The organism is Vibrio taketomensis, from assembly GCF_009938165.1.
GTDB lineage: Bacteria > Pseudomonadota > Gammaproteobacteria > Enterobacterales > Vibrionaceae > Vibrio > Vibrio taketomensis.
In genome coordinates, this window is the sequence record NZ_AP019649.1 from 2,022,728 (window position 1) to 2,039,122 (window position 16,395).

16 protein-coding genes and 1 pseudogene are annotated in these 16,395 nt (G+C 44.7%); 4 read left to right on the forward strand and 13 right to left on the reverse strand.

Annotation, left to right across the window (positions count from 1 at the left end; all coding sequences use genetic code 11):
* Positions 1–24 precede the first annotated feature (24 nt).
* The 3 genes from Vt282_RS09150 to Vt282_RS09160 form a co-directional block, all read right to left on the reverse strand.
* Complete coding sequence (locus tag Vt282_RS09150; RefSeq protein ID WP_162063206.1) at positions 25–1,377, reverse strand: replication-associated recombination protein A; 1,353 nt, start codon at positions 1,375–1,377, stop codon at positions 25–27.
* A gap of 3 nt (positions 1,378–1,380) precedes the next feature.
* Entirely contained in the window at positions 1,381–1,977 is a 597-nt protein-coding gene (gene lolA, locus Vt282_RS09155) for an outer membrane lipoprotein periplasmic chaperone LolA (protein WP_162063207.1), read from the reverse strand.
* Between the two features lie 86 nt (positions 1,978–2,063).
* Positions 2,064–2,678 carry an SEC-C metal-binding domain-containing protein gene (locus Vt282_RS09160; RefSeq protein WP_162045972.1) on the reverse strand — a complete coding sequence of 205 codons (615 nt, stop codon included), beginning with the start codon at positions 2,676–2,678 and terminating at the stop codon, positions 2,064–2,066.
* 237 nt (positions 2,679–2,915) lie between these two features.
* Here Vt282_RS09160 and Vt282_RS09165 point away from each other — a divergent pair, with 237 nt between their 5' ends.
* On the forward strand, positions 2,916–3,479 hold the full coding sequence (locus Vt282_RS09165; RefSeq protein WP_162045971.1) for a prepilin-type N-terminal cleavage/methylation domain-containing protein: 564 nt from the start codon (positions 2,916–2,918) through the stop codon (positions 3,477–3,479).
* 57 nt (positions 3,480–3,536) lie between these two features.
* On the forward strand, positions 3,537–4,490 hold the full coding sequence (gene dusC, locus Vt282_RS09170; RefSeq protein ID WP_162045970.1) for a tRNA dihydrouridine(16) synthase DusC: 954 nt from the start codon (positions 3,537–3,539) through the stop codon (positions 4,488–4,490).
* Positions 4,491–4,539: 49 nt separating this feature from the next.
* Here the strand turns inward: dusC and Vt282_RS09175 are convergent, their stop codons facing one another.
* The 5 genes and pseudogenes from Vt282_RS09175 to cysB form a co-directional block, all read right to left on the reverse strand.
* Positions 4,540–5,334, reverse strand: coding sequence for an ABC transporter ATP-binding protein (locus Vt282_RS09175; RefSeq protein WP_162063208.1), 795 nt, complete (start codon positions 5,332–5,334; stop codon positions 4,540–4,542).
* Positions 5,331–6,264 (reverse strand): annotated as a pseudogene (locus tag Vt282_RS09180) (ABC transporter permease). Before Vt282_RS09180 ends, Vt282_RS09175 begins: the two are co-directional and overlap by 4 nt.
* Before the next feature lie 57 nt (positions 6,265–6,321).
* Entirely contained in the window at positions 6,322–7,290 is a 969-nt protein-coding gene (locus Vt282_RS09185; protein ID WP_162045967.1) for an ABC transporter substrate-binding protein, read from the reverse strand.
* Positions 7,291–7,475: 185 nt separating this feature from the next.
* Entirely contained in the window at positions 7,476–8,669 is a 1,194-nt protein-coding gene (locus Vt282_RS09190) for a methyltransferase (protein ID WP_162063209.1), read from the reverse strand.
* A gap of 69 nt (positions 8,670–8,738) precedes the next feature.
* On the reverse strand, positions 8,739–9,713 hold the full coding sequence (cysB, locus tag Vt282_RS09195; protein WP_162045965.1) for an HTH-type transcriptional regulator CysB: 975 nt from the start codon (positions 9,711–9,713) through the stop codon (positions 8,739–8,741).
* A gap of 374 nt (positions 9,714–10,087) precedes the next feature.
* Between cysB and Vt282_RS09200 the strand changes: the two genes are divergently transcribed.
* On the forward strand, positions 10,088–10,852 hold the full coding sequence (locus Vt282_RS09200) for a DNA repair protein (RefSeq protein ID WP_162045964.1): 765 nt from the start codon (positions 10,088–10,090) through the stop codon (positions 10,850–10,852).
* Positions 10,853–10,923: 71 nt separating this feature from the next.
* Complete coding sequence (miaE, locus tag Vt282_RS09205; RefSeq protein ID WP_162063210.1) at positions 10,924–11,700, forward strand: tRNA isopentenyl-2-thiomethyl-A-37 hydroxylase MiaE; 777 nt, start codon at positions 10,924–10,926, stop codon at positions 11,698–11,700.
* A gap of 63 nt (positions 11,701–11,763) precedes the next feature.
* On the opposite strand, the gene pyrF is transcribed toward miaE, so the two are convergent.
* The 5 genes from pyrF to rpsA all read right to left on the reverse strand — a co-directional run bounded on the left by pyrF (position 11,764) and on the right by rpsA (position 16,352).
* On the reverse strand, positions 11,764–12,459 hold the full coding sequence (gene pyrF / locus Vt282_RS09210; protein WP_162045962.1) for an orotidine-5'-phosphate decarboxylase: 696 nt from the start codon (positions 12,457–12,459) through the stop codon (positions 11,764–11,766).
* Positions 12,460–12,545: 86 nt separating this feature from the next.
* On the reverse strand, positions 12,546–13,715 hold the full coding sequence (gene lapB / locus Vt282_RS09215) for a lipopolysaccharide assembly protein LapB (RefSeq protein ID WP_162063211.1): 1,170 nt from the start codon (positions 13,713–13,715) through the stop codon (positions 12,546–12,548).
* A 25-nt stretch (positions 13,716–13,740) separates the two neighbouring features.
* A complete protein-coding gene (locus tag Vt282_RS09220) occupies positions 13,741–14,019 on the reverse strand; it encodes a LapA family protein (RefSeq protein ID WP_162045960.1) in 279 nt (92 codons plus the stop codon).
* Between the two features lie 190 nt (positions 14,020–14,209).
* Positions 14,210–14,488 carry an integration host factor subunit beta gene (gene ihfB / locus Vt282_RS09225; protein ID WP_114765805.1) on the reverse strand — a complete coding sequence of 93 codons (279 nt, stop codon included), beginning with the start codon at positions 14,486–14,488 and terminating at the stop codon, positions 14,210–14,212.
* Positions 14,489–14,690: 202 nt separating this feature from the next.
* Positions 14,691–16,352: a 30S ribosomal protein S1 gene (rpsA, locus tag Vt282_RS09230; RefSeq protein ID WP_162047527.1), complete on the reverse strand. Its 1,662-nt coding sequence runs from the start codon at positions 16,350–16,352 to the stop codon at positions 14,691–14,693.
* Positions 16,353–16,395: the final 43 nt, after the last annotated feature.

The window sequence follows — 16,395 nt, forward strand, 5'->3', positions numbered from 1 at the left end:
TAACCGAACAAATGTATCCAAAAATTACGGCTTTTCATAGCGCTTTTGTGGGCTATTTGCGTCTAAATTAGCCAAGTAATCTAACTTTTCGCCAATTTTCGTTTCTAAGCCTCTATTCGTCGGCTGGTAGTAACGTGTTCCTAACATTTCTGGCGGTAAATACTGCTCGCCAGCCGCATATGCTCCCGGCTCATCATGGGCATATCGATACTCTGCGCCATAACCAAGATCTTTCATCAAACTGGTCGGTGCATTGCGTAAATGGTGCGGAACTTCGTATTCAGGAAGGTTATGCGCATCCGTTAGCGCTTGTTTCCAAGCGGTGTACACAGCATTACTTTTTGGTGCGCACGCCAAGTAAACAATCGCTTGCGCAATCGCACGCTCACCTTCAGCAGGGCCAACGCGAGTAAAGCAATCCCACGCAGAGAGCGCGACTTGCATCGCTCGTGGATCCGCATTACCTACATCTTCTGAAGCGATCGCTAACAAACGACGCGCGATGTACAAAGGATCACAACCAGCGGCAATCATACGTGCAGCCCAATACAAGGCAGCATCTGGGTTGGAGCCGCGAATTGATTTGTGTACAGCCGAGATTAGGTCGTACCAAATATCGCCTTTGTTATCAAAGCGTGAGACTTTTTCACCGGCTACTTCGGCTAATAACTGCAACGTAATTTGCTTTTCGCCTGCCTCGTTCTCTTCTGCCATATCATACAGAAGTTCGAGATAGTTCAGTGACATCCGCGCATCGCCGTTCACTAGTTCAGCCAGACGATCTAACGCATTATCAATAAAGTGAGCCGGTATTTTGCCCAAGCCACGTTCAGGATCGTTTATCGCTTGTTGCAACGCTTGATGAATATCTGCGGTTGCGAGCGAGGTTAGCTTGTAGACTCGCGCTCGTGACAGCAATGCATTGTTAAGCTCAAACGATGGATTTTCAGTCGTTGCACCGATAAAGGTGACTGTACCATCTTCGATATGAGGCAAAAATGCATCTTGCTGCGATTTATTAAAACGATGCACCTCGTCGACGAACAAAATGGTTCTTCGACCAGCAAGTTTATTTTCACGAGCACGCTCAATCGCCGCACGGATTTCTTTTACACCCGAGGTAACAGCTGACACCCGCTCTACTTCAGCATTGGCATAATTAGCCGCGACTTCAGCCAGTGTGGTTTTGCCGGTGCCTGGAGGCCCCCACAAAATCATTGAGTGAATATGGCCTGCTTCTAGCGCACGGCGTAGTGGCTTACCTTCGCCCAGAATATGCTGCTGACCAATATATTGGTCGAGTGTTTGTGGACGCATTCTTGCAGCAAGGGGACGAAAATCTTCGTCCCCTGAAAAATCAAACGAGTAATTACTCACTTGTTAATTCCTTTGGTCGTCAACCTCAACACCTTCAGGAATGTTAAAGGTGAACTGGTTCGCACTTGGTTTACTCAAATCAATATTTGAGAACTTAAACGCACTGGTTTGGCCATCTTGCTCAATTACACTGAAACCTTTGACCGCACCTTGCTTATCAATTTCCAACTTGAATTGACCTTGGTTACTATCCACTGCTGTCGGCGTTAATGTAAACACATCGCCCTTTTGTACAATGTTGTAGTTGTCCCAATCGCTAGCACGATTACGAGTAAGTAACACAAACGGAGTTTGTTCTGTTGCTTGTTCTTGCCAGTAAATACTGACTTGCTCAATAAACGGGCTGTAGTACCACAAGGTTTTGCCATCAGAAACCAATACATTTTCATCTGGTTGCGTGGTCGTCCAACGGAACAGGCTTGGGCGAGCAATTTCCACTTCACCTTGACCTTCCATCACCACCTCACCCTCTGGGCTCGTCACTTGTTGAGAAAAATCCGCACTAAAACCTTCTGTCAATTGTAAGCGGTCACTTAATTCTTGCTGCGGGCTTGCCCATACAGAAAAACTCGCCATTAACAGTACTAGTGTTTTTTTCATTATTTTCATTCCTGAATGCTTGGTACTAATCGGTTATAACCTTTTCTTAATTGAGTTATGACCGAATTAAGTCAACTTTGTTGCGATTATTTACCGCAACATAGCTTAAATTTTTTGCCGCTACCGCAAGTACATGGATCGTTACGACCCACCTCTTTGTACGGGTTTACGCTTTGTCCTTTCGCTCCAACCATCGCTTCGTCGGCAGCTTGTGCGACTTCATTAATCATTAAGTCTAGCTGGTCGATAAAATCCGCTAACGCCGGTGGTGTATCTATACCCGCTTGTTTCATCTCAGCTTGAGTCTGCTCTTCATCAATTGCGAGCATAAATGTAGTGAGCATTGCTTGTAGCATGCGCAACGTGCCATCACTAATATTGGTCTCAAGCCATTGAGATTCAACCGTAGGCCATAGCGACATAAATCCCTCAGCAAAGTCGGCAAGCTGTTCTACTTGCGAATCACCAGCAGTTAACGCCAACAGCGAATACTCGTTACGCTTAAGGAAGCTGTATTGGTGATTAATCTGTCCGACTACCAGCTTATTCAACTCCACAGCATTGTCGCCAAACACTTGTTCAAGCCAAGCTTCTGGTTGCAGAGGCTTAGTCGCCATATTGGCTGCCAAAGTGACACCTTCGATAAACATCGCAGATTCTGGGCATTGTGAGTCGGTCGTAGAGATAAGTTGGTAGTTCATGATGCTGTCTATCTAAAATACTTGGGCGGCGATTATACTTGCCTAGTAGATTCGGTCACTGACAAAGCATTGAATGATAAATTACATAGTGCCAGTTTAATTCGACTGCGATGAACGACAACTGAATGACACCCAAGCGATAACAAGCGACATAAATTTGACTGTATATTTTCACAAAATTAGTGCATTATTCTTTCGTTACATTTATTTACATCTATATTTTGCTGCTGGTCTTCTATGAAAAACAATAAAAACTCTGGTTTCACATTGATAGAGCTCGTAGTCGTCATTGTAATTTTGGCTGTGCTGGCGGTTGCAGCAATACCAAGATTCATGAGCTATCAACGTGATGCTCAACTTGCTCGTGCAGATGCTGCATTTGCAAGCTTTAAAAACTCGGTACAACTGTACCATTCAAAATGGCTCACTCAAGGTGAACCCAATGGCGTTGTCGCCTATGGTCAAGGGGATATTTACCCTTCAAAGGCTGGCTACCCAATCTCTGTAGATGAAGCGCCTCGTGTTCCAACCAGCGAAGATCAACCCACTATTCGCGGTGAAGATTGCGTGAAATTATGGAATGCACTGACTCAAACCGACCTCACCATTCGAGCTCAGCATGAAGGCAGTGGCCATGTATTACCATCAAACACGGACATTGTGAGTTGGTACACCGGTAACGACGAATGTTATTACTACTACACACCTAGTTTTACCATTGAAGAGAAACTACCGATTCTCTATTACTTGCCACAAACCGGTGAGTTGAGACAAACCAAAGAAGGTGCTTCAAGCGAATAGTGACATTTGCCAAGCATACCTCTAAAATCACGCCTCCCTAACTGGAGGCGTTTTTGTATGCGAGTTGTTTTGGGCCCTATGGAGGGCGTTTTGGATCACCTGATGCGTGAGATTCTCACAGATATCAATGACTACGATTTGTGCGTCACTGAATTTGTGCGCGTGGTCGACCAACGCTTACCCGAGCATGTATTTAAGCGTCTTTGCCCAGAGCTCGACCAAGGTTCACAAACCAAGTCTGGCGTGCCGGTGCATATACAGTTACTAGGCCAAGATCCACATTGGATGGCAGAAAATGCCGTCATGGCAGCAGAGCTTGGAGCACGAGGAATCGACCTAAACTTTGGTTGCCCGGCTAAGCTGGTTAACAAAAGTAAAGGCGGTGCCGCGCTATTACAACACCCTGAACTGATTCATCGCGTGGTTAAAGCATGCCGTGAGGCCGTCGATGAACGCATTCCTGTTACTGCAAAAATTCGTCTAGGCTGGGACAACCCTGATGATTGTTTTGAAATTGTGAGTGCGATTGAGTCTGCGGGCGCCAATGAGCTGACGGTTCATGCGCGCACCAAAGAAGGCGGTTACAAAGCAAGTGAAATCAAATGGGATTACATCAACCAAATTCGTCAACGCAGTTCGATTCCATTGATTGCTAATGGTGAGATCTGGAATTACCGAGATGGCCAAGCCTGTATTGAAACCACTGGTGTAGATTCGCTCATGGTTTGCCGAGGTGCATTTAACGTACCAAACCTTGGCAATGTAGTGAAGCACAACCATAGCGTGATGCCATGGAATGACGTAGTCGATCTACTTTTAGTTTACTCTCAATATGAGATCAAAGGCGATAAGGGGTTGTACTACCCTAACCGTGTCAAACAGTGGTTCGCCTACCTGCGTCAAGAATACCCACAAGCAGCAGAGCTATTTAGAGAAATTCGTACTTTTAATAAAGCCGCTCCGATCGTTGAACACCTACAGCGCTATCGCGATGCGCTTAAAGCTGCCTAAAAAAACAAAGCCCATCTCTATGATGGGCTTTATCGTTCCAGAGCTTGGTTTAACTCAGAAGCAAGCTATCGTCAGCCAACTCTTCACCGCGGACTTTGGAGAACATCTCAAGCAGATCTGGCACGCCCATGTTAGCACGCTCTTCTCCGGCTACATCCAGCACAATTTTGCCTTGATGCAGCATCACCGTACGATCGCCACATGCTAGGGCATCTTTCATCGAATGCGTGACCATCATTACCGTCAAGTTAAACTCTTTAACGATGCGATTGGTGAGATCAGTAACAAACGCAGCCATTCGCGGATCCAGCGCCGCAGTATGCTCATCAAGTAGCAACAGCTTACTGTCAGAAAGCGTCGCCATCACCAAACTAACCGCTTGGCGTTGCCCGCCAGACAACAAACCAATACTGTCTCCAAGACGGTCTTCAAGTCCTAAACCAAGAATACTAATCCGCTCTTGGAAGAGTTTGCGACGATTGCTCGACAGCGAGTGCTTCCAACCACGCCGTTTACCACGCATATACGCCAGCGCCATGTTCTCTTCAATGGTCAAAGCCCCACAAGTGCCCGCTAGTGGGTCTTGAAACACACGCGCACATTGCGTTGCTCGTTCAGCGACGGTTTGACGAGTAACATCCTGATCGTCGATTAATACCCGCCCACCGATCATTGGCGTTTCACCCGTCACCGCTCCAAGCAATGTAGACTTACCGGCACCATTTGAACCAATTACAGTCAAAAATTGGTGCTGCGGCACTTCAAGATTAATACTACGCAGTGCTCGATTTTCCAAAATGGTGCCCGGATTGAAAGTCACTTGAATATTTTCTAAACGTATCATGCGGACTCTCCTGTACGGCTAGCTGACGCTTTTCTTCCCTGTTCAACACGCTTTTTAGTCAGCATACGACTACGGAATCGAGGCGCTATAAGCGCAATCGCCACCAGCACCGCTGTGACTAAGTTGAGATCCGATGCTTGCAACCCAAACATGCCAGAACTTAATGCAAATGCGACGGCTAAACGATAAAGCACGGAGCCAATAATCACAGCTAAGACCGTTATCCATATTTTCCGCCCTGGGATCAGCGTTTGTCCGAGAATAACCGCCGCTAAAACCGACAACGATGGTGCCCGCTCCAGATGTCACGTCCGCAAAACTGTTTGTTTGTGCGAATAATGCACCGGCAAAGCCAACAAAGCCGTTAGAAAGAGAAAGACCAAAGAAAGTGTAAAATGAGGTACTTCCCCCTTGAGCTGAGACCATACGAGCATTGACACCCGTAGCTCGCAATCCCAAGCCAAAATCACTGTTGAGCAATCGCACCACAAACCAAGCCGAAATCAGCACTAAAATGCCAACCGCTAAAGGACGAATCAGCATAGGGTCGCCCAACGACTCAAATGGAGTAAGAATGGTCTCCTCACCGAGCAGCGCCAAATTAGGGCGCCCCATAATGCGAATATTGATGGAAAAAGCGGCGATCATGGTGAGAATTGAAGCAAGAAGGTGCAAAATACCACACCTCACGGCAAGAAACGCCGTCACCCAACCTGTCATAGCTGAAGCCACTATCGCTAGAGCGGTCGCGATCCAAGGATCAATACCTGCAACAATTGCTGTTGCCGCCACCGCAGCCCCCATAGGAAAGCTACCATCAACGGTTAAGTCTGGAAAATCGAGCACGCGAAACGTCAAATAAACACCCAGTGCAACTAAAGCGTACACAAGGCCAATTTCAAGCGCACCGAAAAAAGCAAAAGCAGTCATACAAACTCCCTGTCTGCTTGATTAAGGCAGCAAACGCTGCCTCAAATTAAAGAATGCTTACTCGATAACGCTTGTCGCGCGATCCAGAACCGATTGTGGAATTTCAACGCCGATTAATTGCGCGGTTTTTACGTTCACCGCAAGATCGGAACCTTTTGCGACACGTACATCCATTTCACCCGGTTGTTTACCTTCTAAAATGTCTGCAACGTAATCTGCGGTTTGTACGCCAACTGAATAGTAATCAAAACCAAGTGCCGCTAGTGCACCTTGGCGAACATAAGAGGTCGCTGCGCCTAATACGGGTTTCTTCGCTTGGTTCGCTGCAATCACCATGCCTTCAATGGCACTTGCAACTGTGTTATCGGTCGGTGCATAAAGCACGTCAGATTGAGCAGCGATAGCTTGAGTTGCAGATTGCACATCCGCACTCTTTAACGCCGTAGCTTCGATAACTTCGATACCATGTTTTTCTGCATGCATTTTTAGCAAATCCACCAGCACAACTGCGTTTGCTTCACCAGGGTTATAAACCACCCCTATGGATTTGACGTTTGGTAGAATTTCTTTAATGAGCGCGACGTGGTCGCCAATTGGTGAGAGATCTGATAAGCCGGTTACATTTTTACCCGGTTGTTCCCACTGCTTAACCAGTTTTGCTTCAACAGGGTCGGTGACGGCAGTAAACACCACAGGAATATCTCGAGTTGCGGAAACTAGCGCTTGCGCTGTTGGTGTCGCGATGCCAACGAGAACATCAGGTCTTTCGCCAACATATTGGCGAGCAATTTGAACCGCAATGGCTGGGTTTCCTTGCGCCGTCTTGTAATCAAATTCGAGGTTTTTTCCTTGCTCATAACCCTTAGCTGCTAAGCCATCATAGAGACCTTGTCGTACGGCATCCAATGCCGGGTGTTCAACAATCTGTGACACTGCGACTTTCGCAGTTTTCGCCATAATGCTATTGGAAGACAGAAGTGCCACACCTGCAAGAACGGCGGTTGCAATTACTTTGCTTGCTTTCATCTTAACCTTGATTAAGCAACTGTTTATTATAATGATTAACGTGTTGTGTTTGGTTACATTTTTATACCAATCAAGTTGGATATTTTTATTTACACTTCTGCACACAATTGTGTACAGATTAACCATTATTACCAATAAGTTACTTAAAAGGGAAGTAGCCTTTAGCCGCAAAGCACCAAAACAGATTAGATCTTTCGTGCTTGCAATAAAATATTGCGGGGTGTCATTTCACGCTGGCAAAACTCAGATAAAGTCACTTCATATCCGTTTTTTTGCAGATAAATTGACTTGTCTAATGCTAACCAAACTTCAATTCCACGTTTAAAGAGTTGCTGAACAAGGCTAATTCTTTCCATACGCCAGAATCGATCCATTCCCAGTTGCCAGTAATAGTCAAAATCACAATGTGGCAACGTGATAGATTTCTGTTCTGCAGCCCAAAGACAAAACGCTGAAAAGCCATCCGCTAATTGGGATTTTTTGATACTTGGAATGGGTAGATAGCGTGTATGTCCCATTTCTTCACGTAACAAAATGTCGAAAGCTAAGCGGTAACTCATTTCCAACATGCGATGACGTCGAACTCGCTCACCGCCAGTCACTAACTCTTGAAGTGGGATTCGCAGCTCAGCTTTACTCAATTTGAGTTTTGACTGACGTCCAAGATCAGACAGTGGTTGGTAGGCGTCAGCATGAATTAAGTGATAACAACAAGGTGAAATACTCAATGCGCTCAACTGGTGATGAACCGCTTTTTCAATTAACGTTACGTGTAAATCACCACAAGCATGTAACGCTACAGCGTGCTGCTGAGCGCAGAACACCTCGTCTGCTTCAACGCTAAACGCATCCCCCTGAATAAATGTCATAGGGAGTGATTGTCTATCAGCCTCACTCTGTCCCGCTTCACAAAGCGCATGTTGATATTCAAAACTCGTGACTTTCTGTCGACTTTGACTTGCCAATACTCGGCCTAAAAAACCTTTCCCAGAACACCACTCTAACCATTCATTACCTTGATGGTGTTGTAGAGCCGCCTCCCCCATCGCAACAATTTGTTCGAGTTTCCGCCCTGGCACTCCAGAATCGATACCTCGTGGTAACTCCAATCCATTGCGCTCACATACCGGCAAGGTTAACTGTTGAAGAAATGGATGTAATAGAGGGAAGAAAGGCTCAACCGCTTTACATAACGCTGAGAAATCTTGTTTATAGGATTCAATTTGTTCAATCGAGAGTTGGGATAACCACAGACAGAGTGGCTCAGCATCAGATAGCCAAGGTAACTGTTCAACTTGAGAAGCAAAGAAGGGTTCAAGACGCCAATAATTTTGGTGCTCGATTAGAAAATTATCAATATATCGGAATGTGGCTTGCATGCTTCTCTCTGAACTCACAACTCAATGAGGCGCTCATTCTAGAGAGAAGCATGGTATTTGAGTAGTAAATTAACGCACTGGCAGGTCAATATCTTTGAACATCTCTTCAATTTCAGCGTTAGATTTAAGTGACAAGGCTTGCTCTACTACTGGGCGCGTCAAATGCGGTGCAAAACGTTCCATAAAATCGAACATGTATGAACGTAAGAATGTGCCACGACGGAAGCCAATGCTTGTGGTACTCGCACCAAAGATATGGCTAGCATCAATCGCCACCAGATCATCATCTTGCGCTTTATCAATCGCCATGCTGGCAATCACACCAACGCCCATTCCCATGCGCACATAAGTTTTGATCACGTCTGCATCAGTAGCAGTAAAGACGACTCTAGGGCTTAAACCAACTTTATTAAAGGCCGTGTCAAGTTCTGAGCGACCAGTAAAACCAAAGACGTATGTGACAAGCGGGTATGCGGCTAAATCATCGATAGTGATATGACTCTTTTGAGCTAGTGCATGGTCTTTTGGCACCACTATTGAGCGATTCCAGTGGTAGCACGGCAACATAATCGCATCTTGATACAGGTGCAGAGCCTCAGTCGCAATCGCAAAGTTAGCCGTTCCTTTCGCAATCGCTTCAGACATCTGAGTTGGTGTACCTTGATGCATATGTAGTGAGACTTTTGGATAACGCGCGGTAAATCCTTTGATCACATCAGGTAACGCATAGCGTGCTTGGGTGTGGGTAGTTGAGATATTCAGCGTGCCCATTTCTGGATGAGTATGCTCCCCTGCAACTGCTTTAATGCTCTCAACGCGGGCGAGGATCTCTTGTGAGATACGAATGATGTCTTCACCTGCGGAGGTCACTTGGGTCAGATGTTTGCCGCTACGCTCAAAAATTTGAATCCCGAGTTCATCTTCCAATAAACGAACTTGCTTACTTATCCCTGGTTGTGAAGTGTATAAACTCTCTGCTGTCGCAGAAACGTTTAGGTTGTGATTCATAACTTCAACAATGTACTTCAGCTGTTGCAACTTCATTTTTGGCCTCGTAATCCCTTATCGAAATGCTGGCAGATATAACTAAGATATTGCCCATTTTAGAATGGTTAAATATTTAGCTATATATTTTATAATATTTAGTTATAACGCCAATTTAAGTAAAATGGTAGTTAAATTCACGATTTAGCTAAATCTGTTGGCCTAATTTGCGTTGACAAATATTATTTTTGTAACGTAAAGCGCAGTTTCTCGCTTGAATTCACTATTTCCATATTAATCGGAGTTTCAACAAGTAATAATGACTATCGATAGACGAATGATTTGCGCACACTATGGGAATATTAGGTGCCGTCAACCTAAAGAATCATGTATCCTTAGCGGCTAGCCGTAGTAAACATAAGATAACGGAATTTATGAATATTGGTTTAATTATTGCTCTGGTTGCAATCCTGTTGGTGCTGATTCTTGGCTATAACATCATTGTGCAATACAACGCAAAGATCGCGACCGCTCGTAAACAAGAGAGCGCTCGTTATATCGCGATTATTGATGCCACTGAAGAGTTAATCGGTCATGCTCACCACATGCCTTTCAGTAAAAACCTGTTGTTGTGTCTAAATAACCGTATTCTCGATGCAGTACAAAACATGTACGAGTTGGACCCTAAAAACAAACAACTCGAGCAACGCGTCGAACATGTAAAACAGCAAATCGAAAACCTTCGTGTTAACTTTCAGTCTGGTGAAAGTGCAGCCTTCAAGGTTCCAAACAGCGATAAACAAGCGATCGTCATGCTCAAATTAGTTAAGCGCTTACGTGACACCATTCGCAATGAACATAACAAAGGTCGCTTTGATACCGAGGCTTATGTAACGGAAAATGCACGACTCGAAGCAATTCAAGTACGTATTAACATCGAGAATGTTATTAAGCGCTCAAAAGATGCCATCGTTCGAGGTCAACCTGGTACGGCTATCCAACTGCTACGCAAAGGTCTGGATGTGCTTAGCACCAAGAGCGACCCATACTCGGCACAAGCTAAAGAGAAACTGCAAAAAATGTACGACGATATTGAGAAGCGTCGTCAAAACCAGTCTGCGTCTGAACAGCAACAAATGTTGGATAGACAGCGTGAAGAAGACATGGATGCACTCTTTGGTGAAAAGAAAAAATGGTAATATAGGCCATCGCGCCAACAGATTACTATCAAAGGTCGCCGCTGCGGCCTTTTTTATTACAAAGTAAAGTCATGCAACAATTAGAACAATATCAAGAACTACTCGCACCGATTAATCAGTTTCTCCAATGCCCTACCCCTGATGAGTGGCTAGCTGAAGCTCGTAAACCGGAAAACCTGCAAACCGTGCTGGTTGATCACCTACTATGTGAATTGAAAGCAGGTCAATCCGCAATGTACTTAATTCGTAAGTATGCCGTCGATAAAAGTAGCACGCACAACCTGCTGGATTGGTTTAAACCTTACGAGGATTTTGCCTACCGTGATATCGGCTCACTGGAAACTCTCAAAGGTAAAAGCAACATATCTAAAGCCATAATTGCCAAGTCGGATTCTCCATACAGCCAAGATTTGATTGATAGAATGGTATTGCTGATCAAAGAAGAACTGCATCACTTTTACCAAGTGCTAGAAATTATGCAAAGCCGTGGCATCGCTTACGAGCAGATCCCAGCCAGCCGATATGCAAAGGGCCTACTGTCAAACATGGCAACGCATGAACCGCAAACACTGATTGATAAGCTGATTGTTGGCGCCTATATCGAAGCGCGCTCATGTGAGCGCTTTGCCAAATTAGCACCATTCATGGAAGAAGACATCGCGAAGTTCTATATTTCGCTACTCCGTTCTGAAGCTCGTCACTATCAAGATTATCTTGTGCTAGCCAAGGAAATTGCTGGTAAAGATATCTCTGAGCGAGTGGCGATGTTTGGCCGCAAAGAAGCGGAGCTTATCTCGAGCCCAGATAGCGATTTTAAGTTCCATAGTGGAGTGCCGAAAAATCGGTAAGGTCTAAATAGGCAAAAGGTCCGCATAAGCGGACCTTTTTTGATTGTGCTTGAAGCAATTATGCTAAGCTAATGTCGCGTTAATCGCAGCTAGCACAGCTGCAGGATCCGCAGCTTGAGTGATTGGACGACCGATAACAAGATAATCAGAACCCGCTTGAATCGCTTCTACTGGAGTCATGATACGGCGCTGGTCACCTTGGTCAGAACCTGCTGGGCGAATTCCTGGCGTAATCAATTTAAACTCCTGACCTAGTTCAGCTTTCAACATTGAAGATTCATGTGCTGAACATACTACACCGTCAAGGCCGGCATTCTTGGTTAGAGAAGCTAAACGAATCACTTGATCTTTTGGTGCCATATCCAAGCCGATGCCCGCTAGGTCGCTTTGCTCCATACTGGTTAGTACCGTAACACCAATTAGCAGTGGACGATCTTTACCGTAAGGCTCAAGAATTTCACGCGATGCAGCCATCATGCGCTCACCGCCACTTGCGTGTACATTTACCATCCAAACGCCCATCTCAGCTGCTGCGCGCACTGCTTTTGAGCAAGTATTTGGAATGTCATGGAATTTAAGGTCTAAAAATACTGAGAAACCACGCTGATGCAGCTCTTTGACGAAATCAGGACCAAACAGCGTAAACATTTCTTTACCCACTTTAAGGCGGCATGACGCAGGGTCAATGCGATCCACAAAAGCAAGCGCGTCTGCGCGGTTATCATAATCCAGTGCTACGATGACTTTCTGGTCGATCATCTCATCTCCTAATTAACTTATTTTTATCAACGTTGTTTTGCTTAAAAAAATGCAGTTGCTATAAAACAACTGCATTGAAAAATATTCTATTCGCCGTCCAAACCACGGATCGGCTTAATCGTTCCCCAACCCTTACATGAAGGACAATGCCAATACATCGAGTGGGTAGAGAAGCCACACTTACGACAACGATAATGCGGTTTCACTTTCAACTGTTCACCAACCAATTTCTGCAAGGTTGCCAAACTCTCTTTGGCTCGTCCCTCTTCTGCATTCATAAGGTGGTAATCCATTAAACGGAAGAAGCCTTTCATGGTCGGATTTTTCACTAACTGGCGAGTCAATAACTCTTGTGCAGCACCGGAACCATCGTGTTTCGCAACCATTTGTGCCAGCATCAATTCTGCAGATACACCCGCTTTGTTCGCGATGCATTGACGCAGAAAATCCAGCATTTCATCTTCTTGATCAAGATGATGATAACACTCTGCAATAGTGGGTAAGACTTCACTAACAAAGTCGATATCTTGATCCAATACCATGCTCATGTATTTAATCGTGTGTAAGTAATCTTCAGATTCTAAATACAACTTACCCAATGCGATACTCGCTCGAACACACTTATTATCTTCAGACAATGCGCGTTTAAAGTGCGCCATCGCTCGTTTACGGTCACCATCAGCCTGCTCTTGCATCGCTAATTCACAATAGAAGTGAGCGATACTATTACGCATGCGCTTGCGGCCCAACTTAACCAGTTGTCCAGCGTACTCAATAGCCTTGTGCCATTCGCGCGTTTGTTGGTAGATAGAGACGAGTTGCTGTAATGCGGCCTCGCGGTGATCTGGCTCATCGACGAGTTGTTCGAAGATTTTTTCTGCGCGATCCAGAAAGCCTGATGCCATGTAGTCTTTAGCCAGCTGCTGAAGCGCGATATTCTTTTGCTCAAGGGTTAAACCAGAGCGAGAAATAAGATTTTGGTGAATTCGAATTGCACGATCAACTTCGCCGCGAGAACGGAACAAGTTACCCAAGGCTAAGTGCGTATCGATCGTGTCATTGTCAACTTGTAATAGTTCAATAAAGTGATCAACTGCCTTATCTGACTGATCAGACAAAAGCATATTCAGACCCATTACATATTGACGGGAGATTTGGTTGGAATGTTTCTGCTTGTCTTGTTGCGCACTGCGGTTACCCATGTACCATCCATAGGCAGCTGCAATCGGCAATAACAAGAAGAGTATTTCTAGCATTGAAAAAAAAGCCTACTAAATACGATTACGCTTTTGTTTGTTCAACTTCCGTTGCCGCAGGTGTCAATTTCTTAAGTTGCTTATTTAGCTTGCGAACTTGCATTTTTGACTTAAGGTGCAGGCTACCAAAGATAATCCACGCGATGACAAAACCTGAGACAAAAACCACACCCAAAAGCGTTGATAAATGGAAATCACCTTGCGCAAGTAGATAATTAAACGTCACAACTGCTTGATTTTGTGAGCCTAAAGCTAATGCAACTAGGAATAAAGCCAACACGATAACGATTTTTATAATTTTCATAGTCCATTACCCATCTTAAAATCGACAGCTAAGATTATGCAGGAAAACCTGCGAACACTCCATGCTTATCTGTGGTACTCAAAAGGCAAAGCCCTCTAGGTACTTTGCCTTTTTATTAACCAACTCACTGTATGACTTTATAGATCAGTGTTGCCACTGTTCGAATGAACATACAGCAAGGAATCAAATCTTAAAGATTTACGCGCTCACGTAGCTCTTTACCTGGTTTGAAATGTGGAACGTATTTACCTTCAAGTTCTACTTTCTCACCAGTTTTTGGATTACGTCCAACACGAGGTTCGCGGTAATGAAGTGAGAAACTGCCAAACCCACGAATCTCAATGCGCTCACCTTTCTCAAGTGTTGATGCCATGTGCTCAAGAATGTCTTTCACAGCATCTTCGACTTCTTTCGCTGAAAGATGAGTTTGCTCAGCGCAGAGTCTTTCAATCAATTCAGACTTAGTCATAGTTTCCCTCGTAGAGTAATTTATCACTGATTATAGTAACTAATACCAATTCCAACAAACACTTGCTACTAATTCTAGACAATATTTATACAACATGTACATTAATGAATCGCTTTCTTAATAACCAGTTGTAGAAATTGGTATGAGACCACAAAAATAAAAAAGGAGCCTTTCGGCTCCTTTTTGCTATAAGGGAATTAAATTATTCGCCTTTAGCTGCTTTGAAAGCGTCTGCCATAGCGTTACCGAATGCAGCGTCATCTTGTTTGTTGATAGATGCCATTGCTTCTTGCTCTTCAGCTTCGTCTTTAGCTTTGATAGATAGGTTGATTACGCGGTTTTTACGGTCAACGCCAGTAAATTTCGCTTCAACGCTGTCACCAACGCTTAGGATTAGAGTAGCGTCTTCTACGCGGTCACGTGCAGCTTCAGATGCACGGATGTAGCCTTCAACGCCTTCTTCTAGCTCAACAGTTGCGCCTTTAGCGTCTACTGCAGTTACAGTACCGTTAACTAGAACGCCTTTTTTCTTCTCAGCAACGTAAGCATTGAATGGGTCGTTTTCCATTTGCTTAACGCCTAGAGAGATGCGCTCACGCTCTGCGTCTACTGCTAGAACTACTGCAGAGATCTCGTCGCCTTTCTTGTACTCACGTACAGCTTCTTCGCCAGCAACATTCCAAGAAATGTCAGATAGGTGAACTAGACCGTCGATGCCGCCTTCTAGACCGATGAAGATACCGAAGTCAGTGATTGACTTGATCTTACCAGTAACTTTGTCGCCTTTAGCTTGCGCTTCAGCGAAAGACTGCCAAGGGTTAGCTTTGCACTGTTTTAGACCTAGAGAGATACGACGACGTTCTTCGTCGATCTCAAGAACCATAACCTCAACTTCGTCGCCAACATTAACAACTTTAGATGGGTGGATGTTCTTGTTAGTCCAATCCATTTCAGAAACGTGAACTAGACCTTCAACGCCTTCTTCGATTTCAACGAAGCAGCCGTAATCAGTTAGGTTAGTTACACGACCAGAAAGCTTGTGACCTTCTGGGTAACGTTTAGCGATTGCTACCCATGGATCTTCGCCTAGTTGCTTAAGACCTAGTGATACGCGAGTACGCTCACGGTCGAACTTAAGAACTTTAACTAGGATCTCGTCACCTACGTTAACGATTTCTGATGGGTGCTTAACGCGTTTCCATGCCATATCAGTGATATGTAGAAGACCGTCAACACCACCTAGATCAACGAATGCACCGTAGTCAGTAAGGTTCTTAACGATACCTTTAACTTCTGCGCCTTCTTGTAGGTTTTCTAGTAGTTCATCACGCTCTACGCTGTTTTCAGATTCGATAACTGCGCGACGAGAAACAACTACGTTGTTACGCTTCTGGTCAAGCTTGATAACTTTGAACTCAAGTTCTTTGTTTTCTAGGTGAGCTGTGTCACGGATAGGACGTACGTCTACTAGTGAACCTGGTAGGAACGCACGGATACCGTTAAGTTCAACAGTGAAACCGCCTTTAACTTTACCGTTGATGATACCAACAACAGTTTCAGCTTCTTCGTAAGCTTTCTCAAGAACGATCCAAGCTTCGTGACGTTTCGCTTTCTCACGAGAAAGTTGAGTTTCACCGAAACCGTCTTCTACTGCGTCTAGAGCAACATCAACTTCAGAACCAACTTCAACTTCAAGTTCGCCAGCAGCGTTCTTGAATTGTTCAGCAGGGATTGCAGACTCAGACTTAAGACCAGCGTCAACAAGAACGTAACCGTTCTCGATAGCTACTACAGTACCTTTAACGATAGTACCTTGTTGGAATTCAGTCTCGTTTAGAAACTCTTCAAAGAGTTGAGCAAAGATTCAGTCATTTATTTAATCTTCAATAAATTAAACGTCCACGGGT